Annotated in this window: 15 protein-coding genes; all 15 read right to left on the bottom strand. The window is 64.9% G+C overall.

Going from position 1 to position 17349, the window contains the following annotated elements; all coding sequences use genetic code 11:
• Positions 1-3: 3 nt before the first annotated feature.
• The gene (gene nuoH, locus ACFZCE_RS22390; RefSeq protein WP_390942719.1) at positions 4-1011 is read right to left on the bottom strand and encodes an NADH-quinone oxidoreductase subunit NuoH; all 1008 of its coding nucleotides are present in this window, start codon (positions 1009-1011) and stop codon (positions 4-6) included.
• On the bottom strand, positions 1008-3716 hold the full coding sequence (gene nuoG / locus ACFZCE_RS22385) for an NADH-quinone oxidoreductase subunit NuoG (protein WP_390942718.1): 2709 nt from the start codon (positions 3714-3716) through the stop codon (positions 1008-1010). Before nuoG ends, nuoH begins: the two co-directional genes overlap by 4 nt.
• Positions 3717-3839: 123 nt before the next feature.
• Positions 3840-5201 (bottom strand): NADH-quinone oxidoreductase subunit NuoF, encoded by a 1362-nt coding sequence (nuoF, locus tag ACFZCE_RS22380; RefSeq protein ID WP_390942717.1) that lies wholly within the window; start codon positions 5199-5201, stop codon positions 3840-3842.
• The gene (gene nuoE / locus ACFZCE_RS22375; RefSeq protein ID WP_390942733.1) at positions 5198-5701 is read right to left on the bottom strand and encodes an NADH-quinone oxidoreductase subunit NuoE; all 504 of its coding nucleotides are present in this window, start codon (positions 5699-5701) and stop codon (positions 5198-5200) included. Before nuoE ends, nuoF begins: the two co-directional genes overlap by 4 nt.
• Positions 5698-7482 carry an NADH-quinone oxidoreductase subunit C/D gene (nuoC, locus tag ACFZCE_RS22370; protein WP_390942716.1) on the bottom strand — a complete coding sequence of 595 codons (1785 nt, stop codon included), beginning with the start codon at positions 7480-7482 and terminating at the stop codon, positions 5698-5700. The genes nuoE and nuoC overlap by 4 nt, the downstream gene beginning before the upstream one ends.
• Before the next feature lie 83 nt (positions 7483-7565).
• Positions 7566-8240 carry an NADH-quinone oxidoreductase subunit NuoB gene (locus tag ACFZCE_RS22365; RefSeq protein WP_390942715.1) on the bottom strand — a complete coding sequence of 225 codons (675 nt, stop codon included), beginning with the start codon at positions 8238-8240 and terminating at the stop codon, positions 7566-7568.
• Between the two features lie 10 nt (positions 8241-8250).
• Positions 8251-8664 carry an NADH-quinone oxidoreductase subunit A gene (locus tag ACFZCE_RS22360; protein WP_390942714.1) on the bottom strand — a complete coding sequence of 138 codons (414 nt, stop codon included), beginning with the start codon at positions 8662-8664 and terminating at the stop codon, positions 8251-8253.
• A 452-nt stretch (positions 8665-9116) separates the two neighbouring features.
• The gene (gene aceA, locus ACFZCE_RS22355) at positions 9117-10442 is read right to left on the bottom strand and encodes an isocitrate lyase (RefSeq protein WP_390942713.1); all 1326 of its coding nucleotides are present in this window, start codon (positions 10440-10442) and stop codon (positions 9117-9119) included.
• A gap of 298 nt (positions 10443-10740) precedes the next feature.
• The gene (locus ACFZCE_RS22350) at positions 10741-11496 is read right to left on the bottom strand and encodes a secretin N-terminal domain-containing protein (protein ID WP_390942712.1); all 756 of its coding nucleotides are present in this window, start codon (positions 11494-11496) and stop codon (positions 10741-10743) included.
• A gap of 304 nt (positions 11497-11800) precedes the next feature.
• Positions 11801-12235 carry a GNAT family N-acetyltransferase gene (locus ACFZCE_RS22345; RefSeq protein ID WP_390942711.1) on the bottom strand — a complete coding sequence of 145 codons (435 nt, stop codon included), beginning with the start codon at positions 12233-12235 and terminating at the stop codon, positions 11801-11803.
• Entirely contained in the window at positions 12228-13397 is a 1170-nt protein-coding gene (locus ACFZCE_RS22340) for a JmjC domain-containing protein (RefSeq protein WP_390942710.1), read from the bottom strand. Before ACFZCE_RS22340 ends, ACFZCE_RS22345 begins: the two co-directional genes overlap by 8 nt.
• A gap of 81 nt (positions 13398-13478) precedes the next feature.
• Positions 13479-14849, bottom strand: a complete 1371-nt coding sequence (purB, locus tag ACFZCE_RS22335) for an adenylosuccinate lyase (RefSeq protein ID WP_390942709.1) — start codon at positions 14847-14849, stop codon at positions 13479-13481.
• Positions 14850-15029: 180 nt separating this feature from the next.
• Complete coding sequence (gene hflD, locus ACFZCE_RS22330) at positions 15030-15659, bottom strand: high frequency lysogenization protein HflD (protein ID WP_390942708.1); 630 nt, start codon at positions 15657-15659, stop codon at positions 15030-15032.
• Positions 15656-16786, bottom strand: coding sequence for a tRNA 2-thiouridine(34) synthase MnmA (gene mnmA / locus ACFZCE_RS22325; RefSeq protein WP_390942707.1), 1131 nt, complete (start codon positions 16784-16786; stop codon positions 15656-15658). Before mnmA ends, hflD begins: the two co-directional genes overlap by 4 nt.
• Before the next feature lie 75 nt (positions 16787-16861).
• A complete protein-coding gene (locus tag ACFZCE_RS22320; protein WP_390942706.1) occupies positions 16862-17302 on the bottom strand; it encodes an NUDIX domain-containing protein in 441 nt (146 codons plus the stop codon).
• Positions 17303-17349 lie beyond the last annotated feature (47 nt).

The raw sequence follows: 17349 nt of genomic DNA, 5'->3' as shown, positions 1-17349 counted from the left end.
TCCTCACTGAACCGCGCCGGCCGGGGCGTTCAGCAGAACGATCGCGGCGGTCACCAGCAGGTTTAACAGGGTCAGTGGCAGGCAGAACTTCCAGCTGAATTCCATCACCTGGTCATAGCGTGGGCGCGGGATGGCGGCACGCAGCAGGATGAACAGCATGATGAAGAACGCGGTTTTCAGGGCGAACCACAGGAACGACAGCTGCGGCAGAATGTTGAACGGGCCGTGCCAGCCGCCGAAGAACAGCGTGACCAGCAGCGCCGACACCAGCACGATGCCGATGTACTCGCCCACGAAGAACATGCCCCATTTCATCCCGGCGTATTCGATGTGGTAGCCGTCGGCGAGCTCTTGCTCGGCCTCGGGCTGGTCGAACGGGTGGCGGTGGGTCACCGCAACGCCAGCGATGAAGAAGGTGCAGAAGCCGAGGAACTGCGGAATGATGAACCACAGGTGCTGGGCCTGGTATTCAACAATGTCGCGCATGTTGAACGAGCCGGCCTGAACCACCACGCCCATCAGCGCCAAGCCCATGAACACCTCGTAGCTGACCGTTTGCGCCGAGGCGCGCAGGCTGCCGAGCAGGGCGTACTTGTTGTTGCTCGACCAGCCGGCGAACAGCACCGCGTACACCGACAGCCCCGCCATGGCGAAGAAGAACAGCAAGCCGATGTTCAGGTCGGCCACGCCCCAGGTGGCGGTGATCGGGATGATCGAGAAGGCGATCAGCAAGGCGCTCATGGCCACCACCGGCGCCAGGGTGAAGATCACCCGGTCGACGAACGGTGGGTTCCAGTCTTCCTTGAAGAACATCTTCAGCATGTCGGCGGCGATCTGGAACATGCCGAACGGGCCTACCCGGTTGGGGCCGTAGCGGTCTTGCCACCAGCCGAGCAAACGGCGCTCGACGAACGACAGCAGCGCGCCACAGACCACCACCGCCAGCAGGGTGACGATGCATTTGATCACCTGGATGATGATGTCGAGCACTTCAGGGGTGAGCCAGCTCATTGTGCAGCCTCCTGCAGGCCGCTCACCGGCAGGCCACTGAATGCGGCGGGGATGCCGGCCAGGCCCTTGGGCAGGCCGACCAGGCCCGCGCCCAGTTCTTCGTCGATCTTCAGTGCCAGGCGCAGGCGTTGGCCGCCCACTTCCAGGCTCAGCAGCGCGCCTTCATTAACCCCGAGGCGGTCGGCTTCGGATTTGGCCAGGGCCACGTACGGCGCCGGGATGCGTTCCTGCACCGGGGCGGCTTTGGAGGAGTTTTCCTCGCTGCCGAATAGGTGGTAGAACGGCACCGCTTGCCAGGTGCCCTGGGCCGGTGCGAACGCCGCCGGGGCGGTGTACCAGGCCAGTTGGTCACCGGCCGGCTCGATCAGGCGCACGCCCGGGTCGCCGGCGCGCAGGCTGCCGCCGACTTCGTCCTGAAACTTGTTCCAGGCCTGTGGCGAGTTCCAGCCCGGGGACCAGGCGAACGGCACCTGCTGGCGCGGTTCGGCCGAACCCGAATAGCCTTCCATCGAGAACGAGAACGCCGAGTCGGCATCCTGCGAGGTGCGCGGCTCGTGCACGCTGATGTTGGCGCGCATGGCGGTACGGCCGGAGTAGCGCAGCGGCTCGCGGGCCAGCTTCAGGCCCTTGATGCGGAAGCTCGCCGACGGCGCCGCCTCGACGATCCGCGCCAGCGGCTTGGCCGCCTCGGCGCAGGCCTGGGTGACGTGGTCGAGTTGGGTCCAGTCGACCGGCTTGCCGAGCAGCGTGGCGCGCAGGGCGTGCAGCCAGCGCCAGCCTTCGTGGATCAGGTTGCTGCTGTCCAGGTAGGCCGGGTCGTACACCTGGAAGAAGCGCTGGGCGCGGCCTTCGAGGCTGACCAGGGTGCCGTCGCCTTCGGCGAAGCTGGCCGCCGGCAGCACCAGGTGGGCGCGTTCGGCGGTGGCGGTCATTTGGTGGTCGGCGACGATCACCACCTTGGCCGCGGCCAGGGCGGCGTCGACCTTGGCGGCATCGACGCGGGTGTACAGGTCGTTTTCCAGCACCACCACGGCGTCGGCTTTACCCTCTGCCAGTTGCTGCAGGGCGGCATCCAGCGAACCGCCGCCAAGCAGGGCCAGGCCCAGGCTGTTGGCTTCGGGTACCACCAGGCTCAGCGAGCCGGCTTTTTCGCGGGCGGCCAAGGCCTTGGCGATGTTCGCCGCGGCTTCGATCAGCGCGTTGGAGCCCAGCGAGGTGCCGGCTACCACCAGCGGGCGCTTGGCCGCCAGCAGGGCCTCGGCGATCGCCTCGGCAAAGCCCAGGGCTTCAGCGTCGAGGCCGTTCACGGCCGGGGCGCTGGCGTCGATGGCGTGGGCCACGGCGAAGCCGATGCGGGCGAGGTCGGCCGGGGCGGCGTGCACGCATTGCTCGGCGATGTCGTCGAGGCGGGTGGCGCTGAGGCTGGCGATGAACAGCGGGTTCATCTCGTGCTGGCCGATGTTCTTCACCGCAGCGTCGAGCCAGGGCTGCACGCGCATCGCGCCGGCCATGGCCTCGGCCTTGCCCTTGACCGACTGGCGCAGGGCCAGGGCCAGGCGCGCGGCGGTCTGGGTGAGGTCTTCACCGAGCACGAACACCGCGTCGTGGTCTTCCACGTCGCGCAGGGTCGGGACCGGCAGCGGGCTGCGTTGCAGCACCTGGCGCACCAGTTGGATACGTTCCAGCTCAGCGGCCTCGATGCCGGTGTAGAAGTCCGCGGTGCCGACCAGTTCGCGCAGGGCGAAGTTGCTCTCGAGGCTGGCGCGCGGCGAGCCGATGCCGATCACGGTGCGCCCGCGCAGCAGTTCGGCGGCTTTGTCGAGGCCGCCGTCGAGGCTGAGTTTTTCGCTGCCCAGCAGCGGTTGGCGCGGGCGGGTCTTGCTGTTTACGTAGCCGTAGCCAAAGCGCCCGCGGTCGCACAGGAAGTACTGGTTCACCGCGCCGTTGTAGCGGTTTTCGATGCGCCGCAATTCGCCGTAGCGCTCGCCGGGGCTGATGTTGCAACCGCTGGAGCAGCCGTGGCAGATGCTCGGGGCGAACTGCATGTCCCACTTGCGGTTGTAGCGCTCGGAGTGGGTTTTGTCGGTGAACACACCGGTCGGGCACACCTCGGTGAGGTTGCCGGAAAACTCGCTTTCCAGCGCGCCGTCTTCGACGCGGCCGAAGTACACGTTGTCGTGGGCGCCGTAAACGCCCAGGTCGGTGCCGCCGGCGTAGTCTTTATAGAAGCGCACGCAGCGGTAGCAGGCGATGCAGCGGTTCATCTCATGGGCGATGAACGGGCCGAGCTCCTGGTTCTGGTGGGTGCGCTTGGTGAAGCGGTAACGCCGCTCGTTGTGGCCAACCATCACGGTCATGTCTTGCAGGTGGCAGTGGCCGCCTTCTTCGCAGACCGGGCAGTCGTGGGGGTGGTTGGTCATCAGCCATTCGACGACGCTGGCGCGGAATGCCTTCGATTCGTCGTCGTCGATGCTGATCCAGGTGTTGTCGGCGGCCGGGGTCATGCAGCTCATGACGATCCGCCCGCGGGTGTCGTTTTCATCGTTGTACTGCTTTACCGCGCACTGGCGGCAGGCCCCCACGCTACCGAGCGCGGGGTGCCAGCAGAAGTAGGGGATGTCGAGGCCGAGGGACAGACATGCCTGTAGCAGGTTGTCGGCTCCATCGACTTCGAGCGCTTTGCCGTCTACGTGGATAGTGGCCATGGTTCAAAGGTCTTCGTTGGCCCGCGTGAGCGGGCGAGGCTAATGGAAATCTTGTTATCCGCCTGGCGCGAACGGCGTCATCAGGCGTGGACGCGGGCCAGGCCCGCGCCAAAAAGCGGTGTATCAGGCACCGGCCGGCACGGGCCGGGGTTGGCCAAAACCGGCCACCTGCGGCGCCGCCGGCGCAACGCCAGCTTCGAATTCTTCACGGAAGTACTTGATCGCGCTGCCCAGTGGCTCCACGGCACCGGGGGCGTGGGCGCAGAAGGTTTTGCCGGGGCCAAGGAAGTTGACCAGGCCCAGCAGGGTGGCGATGTCTTCCTGGGTGCCTTGGCGTTTTTCCAGCGCGCGCAGCAGCTTCACGCTCCACGGCAGGCCGTCGCGGCAAGGGGTGCACCAGCCGCAGGATTCGCGGGCGAAGAACTCTTCCATGTTGCGCAGCAGCGAGACCATGCTGACGGTGTTATCCACCGCCATGGCCAGGCCCGTGCCCATCCGCGTGCCGACCTTGCCGATGCCACCGGCGTACATTTGCGCGCTCAGGTGCTCGGGCAGCAAGAAGCCGGTGCCGGCACCGCCGGGCTGCCAGCATTTGAGGGTGTAGCCGTCGCGCATGCCGCCGGCGTAGTCCTCGAACAGTTCCTGGGCGGTGATGCCGAACGGCAGTTCCCACAGGCCGGGGTTCTTCACCTTGCCGGAGAAGCCCATCAGCTTGGTGCCCATGTCTTCGCTGCCCTCGCGGGCCAGGCCCTTGTACCAATCGTTGCCGTTGAGCACGATCGCCGGCACGTTGCACAGGGTTTCGACGTTGTTCACGCAGGTGGGCTTGCCCCACACGCCCACGGCGGCGGGGAAGGGCGGCTTGGAGCGCGGGTTGGCGCGGCGGCCTTCGAGGGAGTTGATCAGCGCGGTTTCTTCACCGCAGATGTAACGCCCGGCGCCGGTGTGCACGAACAGTTCGAAGTCGAAGCCGCTGCCGAGGATGTTCTTGCCCAGCAGGCCGGCGGCTTTCGCCTCGTCGACCGCGCGGCGCAGGTTGATCGCGGCGGTGGTGTACTCGCCACGCAGGAAGATATAACCCCGGTAGGCCTTCAGCGCCCGGGCGCTGATCAGCATGCCTTCGATCAGCAGGTGCGGCTGCTGCTCCATCAGCATGCGGTCTTTCCAGGTGTTGGGCTCCATTTCGTCGGCGTTGCACAGCAGGTAACGAATGTTCAGCGATTCGTCCTTGGGCATCAGGCCCCACTTCACCCCGGTGGGGAAGCCCGCGCCGCCGCGGCCCTTGAGGCCGGAGTCTTTCACCGCTTGCACGATGTCGTCGGGGGCGAGGTCGGCAAAGGCCTTGCGCGCGGCGGCATAGCCGTTCTTGCTTTCGTATTCGGCGAGCCACACCGGCTCTGCGTCATCGCGCAGGCGCCAGGTCAGCGGGTGGGTTTCCGGCGCGCGGGCGATGCGGTTGGCCGGCCCGAAAGAGGTGAGCGTCATACGTAGCCCTCCAGCAGTTTGGCGACGCCGTCTGGCTGCACGTCACCGAAGGTATCGTCGTCGATCATCAGCGCCGGGGCCTTGTCGCAGTTGCCCAGGCAGCACACCGGCAGCAGGGTGAAACGGCCGTCTTCGGTGGTCTGGCCCAGGCCAATGCCCAGCTCGCTTTGCAGCTTGCCGACCACCGACTCATGGCCGCCGATGTAGCAGACCATGCTGTCGCACACCCGGATGATGTGGCGGCCCACCGGCTGGCGGAAGATCTGGCTGTAGAAGGTGGCCACGCCCTCGACATCGCTGGCCGGGATGCCGAGCACCTCGCCAATGGCGTAGACGGCACCGTCGGGCACCCAGCCGCGTTCCTTCTGGACGATTTTCAAGGCTTCGATCGACGCCGCGCGCGGGTCTTCGTAGTGGTGCATTTCGTGCTCGATGGCCGAGCGCTCGGTTTCGCTCAGGGCGAAACGGTCAGTTTGGATCAGCGTGTTGTTCATGCTCAGCGGTCCACATCGGCCATGACGAAGTCGATACTGCCCAGGTACGCAATCAGGTCGGCGACCATGCTGCCGCGGATCACCGAAGGGATCTGCTGCAGGTGCGGGTAGCTGGGGGTACGGATACGGGTACGGTAGCTCATCGTGCCGCCGTCGCTCGTCAGGTAATAACTGTTGATGCCCTTGGTCGCCTCGATCATCTGGAAGCTTTCGTTGGCCGGCATTACCGGGCCCCACGAAACCTGCAGGAAGTGGGTGATCAGGGTTTCGATGTGCTGCAGGGTGCGCTCTTTCGGCGGCGGCGTGGTCAGCGGGTGGTCCGCTTTGTACGGGCCGTCGGGCATATTGCGCAGGCACTGGTCGATGATGCGGATGCTCTGGCGCATTTCTTCGACGCGCACGATGCAGCGGTCATAGGCATCGCCGTTGTGCGCCAGCGGCACTTCGAACTCGAAGTTCTCGTAGCCGGAATAAGGCCGCGCCTTGCGCAGGTCGAAGTCGCAGCCGGTGGAACGCAGGCCGGCGCCGGTCACGCCCCACTCCAGGGCTTCCTTGGTGTTGTACTGGGCCACGCCAATGGTGCGGCCCTTGAGGATGCTGTTCTGCAGGGCGGCTTTTTCGTACTCGTCGAGGCGCTTGGGCAGCCATTCGACGAAGTCCTTCACCAGTTTGTCCCAGCCGCGCGGCAGGTCGTGGGCAACGCCGCCAATGCGGTACCAGGCCGGGTGCAGGCGGAAGCCGGTGATCGCCTCGATCACCGTGTAGGCTTTTTGCCGGTCGGTGAAAGTGAAGAACACCGGGGTCATGGCGCCGACGTCCTGGATGTAGGTACCGAGGAACAGCAGGTGGCTGGTGATGCGGAAGAATTCGGCGAGCATCACGCGGATGGTGTCGACCTTCTGCGGCACCTTGATGCCGGCCAGCTTTTCCACTGCCAGTACGTACGGCAGGTTGTTCATCACCCCGCCGAGGTAGTCGATGCGGTCGGTGTAGGGGATGAAGCTGTGCCACGACTGGCGCTCGGCCATTTTCTCGGCGCCACGGTGGTGGTAGCCGATGTCGGGTACGCAGTCGATGATCTCTTCGCCGTCGAGCTGCAGGATGATGCGGAACGCGCCGTGGGCCGACGGGTGGTTTGGGCCCAGGTTGAGGAACATGTAGTCCTCGTTGGCGCCGTGGCGCTTCATGCCCCAGGCTTCGGGGTTGAAGCGCGCGGCTTCTTCCTCGAGCTCCTGCTTGGCCAGGGTCAGGCTGTACGGGTCGAACTCGGTGGCGCGGGCAGGGTAGTCCTTGCGCAGCGGGTGGCCTTCCCAGGTCGGCGGCATGAGGATGCGGGTGAGGTGCGGGTGGCCTTCGAAGTGAATGCCGAACATGTCCCAGACTTCACGCTCGTACCACGAGGCGTTCGGCCAGATGGAGGTGACGCTGGGCACGTTGAGGTCGCCTTCGTTCAAGGCCACCTTGATCATCACGTCGCTGTTACGCTCCACCGAGAGCAGGTGATAGAACACGGTGAAGTCAGCGCTTGGCAGGCCGCGGCGCTGGGTGCGCAGGCGCTCGTCGACGCCGTGCAGGTCGTACAGCATCGAGTAGGGCTTGGCCACGTTGCGCAAGAAGCCCAGGACTTCCTTGAGCTTGGCGCGGGCCACCCACAGCACCGGCATGCCGGTGCGGGTCGGCTGGGCGGTAAAGGCATCAGGGCCAAAACGGTTGTTCAATTCGACGACCACATCCTGGTCGTCAGCCTTGTAGGGCGGGATGTACAGAGCGGTGTCCGCTGTTGTCATGGTCTCGGTCGCTTTCGGTCAACGTCAAAGAATGAAACCCGTTTGCCGGGCGCGCACGGTCAGGCGCGCCGTCTGGCGGTGGCTCAGACTTCGTCGGGGCTGCGCAGGTGGGTGACCGCGATACGTTGGTCGCGGCGTTGTTCCCGTTGCGAGGGCATGTCGGCACGGTAGATGCCTTGATCCCCCACCACCCAGGACAGCGGGCGGCGCTCCTGGCCGATGGATTCCTGCAGCAGCATCAAGCCTTGCAGGAATGCCTCGGGGCGAGGAGGGCAGCCGGGCACGTACACGTCGACAGGGAGGAATTTATCCACGCCCTGCACGACCGAGTAGATGTCGTACATGCCACCGGAGTTGGCGCACGAGCCCATGGAGATGACCCACTTCGGTTCGAGCATCTGCTCATACAGGCGCTGGATGATCGGCGCCATCTTGATGAAGCAGGTACCCGCCACGACCATGAAGTCGGCCTGGCGCGGCGAGGCCCGGATCACTTCCGCGCCGAAGCGGGCGATGTCGTGGGGCGCCGTGAAGGCCGTGGTCATTTCGACGTAGCAGCACGAAAGGCCGAAGTTGTACGGCCACAGGGAGTTTTTACGCCCCCAGTTGACCGCGCCACTGAGCACGTCTGAGAGCTTGCCCATGAAGACGTTTTTGTGGACCTGGTCTTCTAGCGGGTCGGTAACGGTCTCCCGTTGACCGATGGGATATTGCTCGTTCGGAGCATCCGGATCGATACGCGTAAGGTTGTATTGCATTGCCAAAGCCTCATTGTTTCAGCTTCGCCTGCCGCTTACGGCGACCTTCGGGCGCCCAATCGAGAGCCCCCACTCGCCACAGGTAGACAAGACCCGCCAACAGAATTGCTATGAATATGAAAGCTTCGGCGAAGCCGGCCCACCCGCTCTCACGGACCGAGACGGACCAGGCGAAGAGGAACAGGGCTTCGATATCGAAAATCACGAAAAGCATCGCGACCAGATAAAATTTGGCGGACAAACGCAGGCGGGCACTGCCCACCGGCAGCATGCCGGACTCGAACGGATCGTTCTTGGCGCGGCCCCAGGCCTTGCTGCCGAGCAGGCTGGAGAGGCCGAGCATGAAGGCGCAGAGGCCTGCGACCCCCAGGAGGAAGATGGCAAAGCCCCAGTTGTGGGCCAGGAATCCTGCTGAATGGGTCATGCTGTAATCCTTAACAGAGCGGGCAGTGCAAGCTGTAGAACTCTGTGATTGTGTAAAGTTGCCGCAGCGACAGTATGCCGCAGCCAAGGCTCGGCGCGATTTTATGGGCAAAGCGGCGCTAAGTAAATTTGCACCTTCAAATTAATTTCCCGCATCGCTCACATAGTGCACGCCTATAACCCCCGCAGGCCGTGCGCTGCGGGGATTACCGCTGTTTCGTTCAACTATGTTTCGCAGAAGAAGTAACGACAAAAATCGCTAACTTCAAATGATAATGAATAGCATCTGCGGATCATTGTTGTTTGAATGGCAGCGGCTTGATCAAACTATAGGAGAGGGTTGCTAAGTCTGCCATTCGAGCGGCTTTTTACCCGAGGCCGGGCGGGTGGGTATGGACCTGGATCAACAAAACCCGGCCCGGCGCAGGGGGCTGCGCCGGGCCGGGGCGGTGCTCAGTGGAATTGCTCTTCTTCGGTCGAGCCTTTCAGCGCGGTCACCGACGACGCCCCACCCTGAATCACCGTGGTCATGTCATCGAAGTAACCCGTGCCCACTTCCTGCTGGTGGGCGACGAAGGTGTAGCCGCGCTGGGCGTCGGCGAACTCCTGCTCCTGCAGCTTGACGTAGGCGGTCATGTCGTTGCGCGCGTAGTCATACGCCAGGTTGAACATGCCGTGCCACATGTTGTGGATGCCCGCCAGGGTGATGAACTGGTGCTTGTAGCCCATCGCCGACAGCTCGCGCTGGAATTTGGCGATGGTGGCGTCGTCGAGGTTTTTCTTCCAGTTGAACGACGGCGAGCAGTTGTAGGAGAGGATCTGGTCCGGGTACTCCTTTTTGATCGCCTCGGCAAAGCGCCGCGCTTCGGCGAGGTCTGGCTTGGCGGTTTCGCACCAGACCATGTCGGCATACGGCGCGTAGGCCAGGCCGCGGGCGATGGCCTGGTCGAGCCCGGCGCGTACCCGGTAGAAGCCCTCCGGGGTGCGCTCACCGGTGACGAACGGCTGGTCGTACGGGTCGCAGTCCGAGGTGATCAGGTCGGCGGCGTTGGCGTCGGTGCGCGCCAGGATGATCGTCGGCACGCCGGCGACATCCGCCGCCAGGCGCGCGGCCACCAGCTTTTGCACCGCCTCTTGTGTGGGCACCAGCACCTTGCCGCCCATGTGGCCGCATTTTTTCACCGAGGCCAGTTGGTCTTCGAAGTGCACGCCGGCGGCGCCGGCTTCGATCATCGCGCGCATCAGTTCGTAGGCATTGAGCACGCCACCGAAACCGGCCTCGGCGTCGGCGACGATCGGCGCGAAGTAGTCTACATAGCCAGCATCACCGGGGTTTTTGCCGGCTTTCCACTGGATCTGATCGGCGCGGCGAAAGGCGTTGTTGATCCGCTTGACCACCGTGGGCACCGAGTCGACCGGGTACAACGACTGGTCGGGGTACATGGCCTCGGCCGAGTTGTTGTCGGCCGCCACCTGCCAGCCGGACAGGTAGATGGCCTGGATGCCGGCCTTGACCTGCTGAACCGCCTGGCCGCCAGTGAGCGCGCCCATGCAGTTGACGAAGTCTTTGTCGGGGCGGAACGACGGCTTGGCGCCCTGGGTGACCAGCTTCCAGAGCTTCTCCGCGCCCAGCCGGGCCAGGGTGTGCTCAGGTTGTACGGAACCGCGCAGGCGGACGACATCGGCGGCGCTATAGGTACGGGAGATGCCTTTCCACCGTGGGTTGTTCGCCCAGTCTTGCTCCAGGGCCGCTATTTGTTGTTCGCGAGTGTGTGCCATTGGATAAACCTCGTAGCCAGGGACGGATGGGGTGCCGGGTGTTCGTTGCGCCCGAGGCGGGTGTGGGCTCGGCTGTGTAGTCCGTTTGTGTGGAACTACATAAAAACCGTGAAGCGCCACCCGGAGGGATGTTTGAGGTGGCTTTTCAGGCGCATTACAGCCTGTTGGCTGCGGGAACGGGCCCATCATGCCTAGAGGAGGGTGCCTCGTCAAACGTTTTGTAGTGAGAAAATGCAGCCACTACAACTAACGTCGAATATGACTGGCGGGTCACTGAAAGGCCCGTGGGTCGGGGCTTTCAGTCCAGTGCGTCAACCTTGACACGCAGTGTTATGTCGTCCCGCCCGGCGGTGGAATAACGCTTGGCCCACGTGTTCTGCTCGGCCTGGCTGTTGGCGTTGCTGCCGGCCAGGATGATCCACTCGCCCAAGCGCCCGGTCACCTGGTTGGCCGTGCTCTGCACGTCGATCACGTCAGGGCGCTCCTGGCTGACGCGGTCGTTGTTGGTGTTGATCACCAGGTGCACCTGCTCGCCGGTCACGCTGGCGGTGACGTAGTAGCCCCGGGTGACATTGCGGTACTGAGTGTCACTCTGGTAGCGGCCATAGCCGTCGCTGCTGGTGCTGGTGATCGGCACGCTCTGGCCGACCTGAATCAACGCCGGGGTGCCTTCGGTGGCCTGCACCTGCTGCACGCCGCCGCTGCGGTTGGCGGTGCCGTAGCGGATCACCCGGCCCTGGTTGCCGTTGTTCAGGGTGTAGCCGCTGGCGTCCTGGTGGTTGCTGTCGGCGGTGTCGACGCTGATCAACAGCCGCCGCGCCGGGCGGTCGATGCGTTCGAGCAGGGCGCTGAGTTCGTCGATCTTGCTGGGGTCGGCGTTGACGATCAACTGGTTGCCATAGGCCTGCACCGTACCGTCGCGCCCCAGCATTTGCTGGGCGACCGGTAGCACGTCGGCGCTGGTGCGATAGTGCAGGTCGAGGACCTGAGTAGCGGCCTGTGCCTGGGTGCAAAGGCATAGGGCCAGGGCGGCGAGCAGGGGGCGTAGCGGCATGGCTGGGAACTCCGCGTAGGGGTCCCCTTAGTATGGGATGCGCTGCACTGAAGTACAAAGGCTGGCGCGAGGGCCCTTCGCCCGGCTGTGCCGTACTGCTGTTCACTTAGCCATTTTACGGCTTTACGGAAGAGATCAATCTGTGAGCTCTGCTAATTTTGTGCATGAGCTTCAGGGCCCATCGCCCGGCACAGCCGGCCTCCCACCAGATTTGTGTAACTACTTGATTTACGGGGCAACACAGAACTGGTGGGAGGCCGTGGTCCGGCACTCCGGCTGTGCCGGGCGATGGGCCGCTGAACCTTTACACTGCCAGGCGCGCCCGCCGCAGCATGTCGACATGGGCAATGCCAGCCTCGACGAACTCGTCGCTGACCACCTCGAAGCCCTGGCGCTCGTAGAACGCCCGGGCCTGCACCTGGGCGGTGAGCTTCAGTTCGCCGAGGCCCTGGCGCGCGGCCTGGGCGATGGCCGCCTGCAGCAGCGCCTCGCCGATGCTCAGCCCGCGCCAGTCTTTGAGCACCGCCACCCGGCCGATGTGGCCGTCGGGGGTGAGGCGGGCTGTGCCCACGGCGAACTCGCCTTCGCAAGCGAGAAAGTGCACCGCGTGCTCGTCGTCGCCGTCCCATTCCTGTTCCGGTGGCACCGCTTGCTCGACCACGAACACTGCCTCGCGGATGCGGCGCAGGTCAGGGTAGTCACGGTGCCAGTCGGCCACGCGCACGCTGATCTCATTCATCGTCGGCGAACCCCAGGCTGCCTTGTTCAATGAGCTGGCACAATAACACCATTGCTTCTTCCTGGCCCATCCACGGGCCGAGGTTTTCGCTGTGCAGCGCGTCGGCGCCGCAAATCAGCTTGAGCAGCTCGCGCAGGGCTGGGTCGAGCAGGCGGCTCTGGCCGCTGGCGAACAGCGTCACATAGCCGTCCATTTCGGCCCAGGCCAGCCGCGCGCTGGGGTTGCGCACCAGCAGGGCGCCGTCTTCCACGGCGTGCAGCAGCTCGTCGGCGCTCAGGGCTTCACCGGCCACTTGCTCGGGGTAGCGCGGCTCGGTCATGAACTGGCCGAACCAGGTGAGTAGCAGGTGGTCGTCGTTCATGTGCTTGCCGATCAGCGCCTTCAGCCGCGCCAGGGCGTCGTGCTGCAGTTGGTTCGGGTCTTCGGCGGGGCTCAGGTCGGCGTCGGTGTAGCGCTCTTCGTCGGGGATGAACTGGCCGAGAAAATCGGTGAAGTGGGTCAGTACCTCACTGGCGCTCGGGGCGCGGAAGCCCACGCTGTAGGTCATGCACTCGTCTTCGGCGATGCCGTAGTGGGCCAGGCGCGGCGGCAGGTAGAGCATGTCGCCCGGCTCCAGGGTGAAGCTGTCGCTCTCTTCGAAGCCGGCCAGGATGCGCAGGTCGGCATGGGCCAGCAGCGGGCTGTCGCTGTCGCACATCTGGCCGAGCTTCCAGGTGCGCCGGCCATGGCCTTGCAGCAGGAACACGTCGTAGTTGTCGAAGTGCGGGCCAACGCCACCGCCCGGCGCGGCATAGCTGACCATCACATCGTCGATGCGCCAGGTCGGCAGGAAGCGAAAGTGCTCCAGCAGGGTGTTCACCTCTGGCACGAACTGGTCCACCGCTTGCACCAGCAGCGTCCAGTCACGCTCAGGCAGGTTGCTGAAGGCGTCTTCGGCGAACGGGCCACGGCGCAATTCCCAGGGGTGGGCGCCGTGCTCAAGGACGATGCGCGACTCCACTTCGTCTTCCAGGGCCAGGCCCGCGAGCTCATCGGGCTCCAGCGGGTTCTGGAAGTCGGCGAAGGCCTGGCGGATCAACAGGGGCTTCTTCTGCCAGTAGTCACGCAGGAATTGCCGAGTGGTCAGGCCGCCGAGCAGTTCGAGAGGAGTGTCATGATTCATATGCAAGCCATTGAAAAATAAGTTTTTGTTTATGCAATAAAAACGCCCGGCCTAAGCCGGGCGTGTTCGGGCGGGCCAGGCTTAGATGCGCTTGGCCTGCTCGGCGGCGTTGCCAATGTAGCTGGCAGGGGTGAGCTTTTGCAGCTCGGCCTTCGCGGCGGCGGGGATGTCCAGCTCGTCGATGAAGGTTTTCAGCACCTCGGCGCTGATGCCCTTGCCGCGGGTCAGCTCCTTGAGCTTCTCGTAGGGGTTTTCGACGTTGTAGCGGCGCATCACGGTCTGGATCGGCTCGGCCAGCACTTCCCAGCAGGCGTCGAGGTCGGCGGCGATGCGCGCGGCGTTGATTTCCAGTTTGCCGATGCCCTTGAGGCTGGCTTCGTAGGCGATCACGCTGTGGGCAAAGCCCACGCCCAGGTTGCGCAGCACGGTGGAGTCGGTCAGGTCGCGCTGCCAGCGCGAGATCGGCAGCTTGCTCGCCAGGTGCTGGAACAGCGCGTTGGCGATGCCCAGGTTGCCTTCGGAGTTTTCGAAGTCGATCGGGTTGACCTTGTGCGGCATGGTCGAGGAGCCGATTTCGCCGGCCACGGTGCGCTGCTTGAAGTAGCCCAGCGAGATGTAGCCCCACACGTCACGGTCGAAGTCGACCAGGATGGTGTTGAAGCGGGCAATGGCGTCAAACAGCTCGGCGATGTAGTCGTGCGGTTCGATCTGCGTGGTGTAGGGGTTGAACACCAGGCCCAGCTCGCCCTCGATGAAGGCACGGGCGTTGGCCTCCCAGTCGATGTCCGGGTAAGCCGACAGGTGGGCGTTGTAGTTGCCCACCGCGCCGTTGATCTTGCCCAGCAGTGGCACGGCCGCGACCTGGGCGATCTGCCGCTCGAGGCGGTAGACCACGTTGGCCAGTTCCTTGCCCAGGGTAGTCGGCGACGCCGGCTGGCCATGGGTGCGCGACAGCATTGGCACGTCGGCGAAGCGGACCGCCAACTCGCGGATCGCGCCGGCGATCTGGCGCATCAGCGGCAGCAGCACGCTGTCGCGACCTTCGCGCAGCATCAGCGCGTGGCTGAGGTTGTTGATGTCTTCGCTGGTGCAGGCGAAGTGGATGAATTCACTGACGCCGGCCAGTTCCGGCAGCTTGGCGGCCTGCTCCTTGAGCAGGTACTCGATGGCCTTGACGTCGTGGTTGGTGGTGCGTTCGATCTCTTTCACACGCTCGGCGTGCTCCAGCGAAAACTCGTTGGCGAGTTCGTCGAGCAGGGCGTTGGCGCCCGCGCTGAACGGCGCCACTTCAGGCACCTGCGGGTGCGCGGCCAGGCGCTGCAGCCAGCGTACCTCAACCAGCGCGCGGAAACGGATCAGGCCGTATTCGCTGAAAATGGTGCGCAGGGCCTGGGTCTTGCCGGCGTAGCGGCCGTCTACGGGGGAAACCGCAGTGAGCGAAGAAAGCAGCATGGAAAAATCTCGGACAGTCGGGCTTCAAAAAAGGCGGCTATGGTACTACATCGGCCGGCCCCGTGGGGGCCGGAAGTCGCAAGTGGTTAAGTGGCAAGTAGTCAGGAGCAAGCAGCAAGTGGTAGAGCAAGCAGCAAGCAACTGCCCCCCACGCCCTGCTTGCCACTTGCCCCTTCCAACTTACTCCTCCTTGCGCAGCAAGGCGTATACCTCACGCAACAGCTTGCGCCGGCCGAACAGCAACTGCCAGCGGTTGCCACCCAATTGGCGCCACAGCCGCGCGCAGCGGATGCCGGCCAGCAGCAGGGCGCGGATCTTCGAGGCGTTGCTGGGCTGTTGCAGGTGGCGCATGTCGCCATTGACCTGAATGCGCTGGCGCAGGGTGCTGAGGGTGTCTTGGTAAAGCGCGCCGCTGGCGGCGATCACGTTCTCGTGTACCAGCCCGAAGTGCTCGACCTGGGACTGGATCTGCGGCAGGCGGCGGCCGATCAGCTCGAGCATTTCGCCGCGTTTTTCCAGCTGGCGCTCAAGGCCGAGCATCGACAGGGCATAGCGCAGCGGCTCGCGCTGCAGCGCCTTGGGGTCGCGCTCCAGGGCGCCGGCCATGGCGCCGTAGCCCTCGCGCAGGTACTGGTCGCTGCCGCCGAACACCTCCAGGGTGTTACCCGGGTCGCGCACCAGCAGGCTGCCCAGCAGGCAGCCCAGCTCGGCTTCGCTGATCTGCCCGGTCTTGGCGACTTTGTCGACCAGTACCGCGGCCTGGAACACGCCGCCCAGGGCGATCAGTTGCTCGTGCACGGTGCCGCTCATGCCTCGGTTTCCTTGTTCGAATAGGGTTCGGCGTGTTCGATCACGCCGCCGCCCAGGCATACTTCGCCGTCGTAGAACACCACCGACTGCCCTGGGGTGACCGCCCGCTGCGGTTCGTCGAACACCGCGCGGTAGCCGTTGGCGGTGCGCTCCAGGGTGCACGGCTGGTCGGCCTGGCGGTAGCGCACCTTGGCCGTGAGGCGGCGCGGGGTGCCGACGTCTACCGGGTTGACCCAGAAGATGTCACTGGCCAGCAAGGCGCCGGCGAACAGCATCGGGTGCTCGTTGCCTTGGCCGACCACCAGCACGTTGCGCGCGACATCCTTGGCCAGTACGTACCACGGCTCGTCGCCGGCGTCTTTCATGCCGCCGATGCCCAGGCCCTGGCGCTGGCCAATGGTGTGGTACATCAACCCGTGGTGCTGGCCGATCACCTCGCCGCTGGGGGTGTGGATCTCACCCGGCTGGGCTGGCAGGTACTGCTTGAGAAAATCGCTGAAGCGCCGCTCGCCGATGAAGCAGATGCCGGTGGAGTCTTTTTTCTTCGCCGTGGCCAGCCCGTGGCGCTCGGCGATGGCGCGCACCTGGGGTTTTTCCAGCTCGCCGACCGGGAACAGCGTGCGGGCGATCTGCTCGCCGCCCACGGCGTGCAGGAAGTAGCTTTGGTCCTTGTTTGGGTCCAGCCCCTTGAGCAACTGGGCGCTGCCGGCCAGGTCTCGGCGGCGCACGTAGTGGCCGGTGGCGATCAGGTCGGCGCCCAGGCCCAGGGCGTAGTCGAGGAACGCCTTGAACTTGATTTCGCGGTTGCAGAGGATGTCTGGGTTGGGCGTGCGCCCGGCCTTGTATTCGGCGAGAAAGTGCTCGAACACGTTGTCCCAGTACTCGGCGGCAAAGTTCGCGGTGTGCAGCGTGATGCCGATGCGGTCGCACACGGCCTGGGCGTCGGCGAGGTCTTCGCGGGCAGTGCAGTACTCGGTGCCGTCGTCTTCTTCCCAGTTCTTCATGAACAGGCCCTCGACCTGGTAACCCTGTTCAAGCAGCAACAGGGCCGACACGGAAGAGTCGACGCCGCCGGACATACCGACGATCACGCGCGTGTTCTGGGGAGATGAGGGGAGGGCGGACATAAGCGTGGCACTGGCTCGGGCGGAAAAGACGCGGATTCTAACAGGTCAGGGCCGGCGAGGAAAAACTCCCGGCGGCTAATCGCGCGCCACCTCCAGCGGGTAGCCGCCGCCGGCGAGGTAGTCATCGACGCAGCGCAGCACCAGTTCACTGCGCCAACGGCTGGGCTCCTGGGCCAGTTCTGCGCGGGTCAGCCACAGCGCGCGGAGGATGCCGGTATCCAGCGCCTGCTCGGGGTGGTGGCGCAGCGGCCGGGCGCTGAAGCACACCCGTTGGTAGGTCACGCCGTTGCTGGGGGCGGTGTACAGGTAGATGCCGCTCACGCCGGTGAGCTCGACCTCCCAGGCGGTTTCCTCGAGGGTTTCCCGCAGTGCCGCCTGGCGCAGGGTTTCCCCGGCTTCCAGGTGGCCCGCCGGCTGGTTGAGCACGTCGCGGCCGGCCTTGTGCTCCTCGACGAACAAAAAGCGCTCGCCATCCTGAACCAGGGTGGCGACGGTGATGTGGGGTTGCCAGGTCATGGGGCTTTCCTTTTGGGTGGGCAAAAAAAACCCCGGCGAGCCGGGGC

Origin of the sequence: Pseudomonas sp. NPDC007930 (assembly GCF_042958985.1) — a bacterium.
GTDB lineage: Bacteria > Pseudomonadota > Gammaproteobacteria > Pseudomonadales > Pseudomonadaceae > Aquipseudomonas.
The sequence above is the reverse complement of the archived record's forward strand: the minus strand, read 5'-3'. Positions and strand labels throughout refer to the sequence as shown.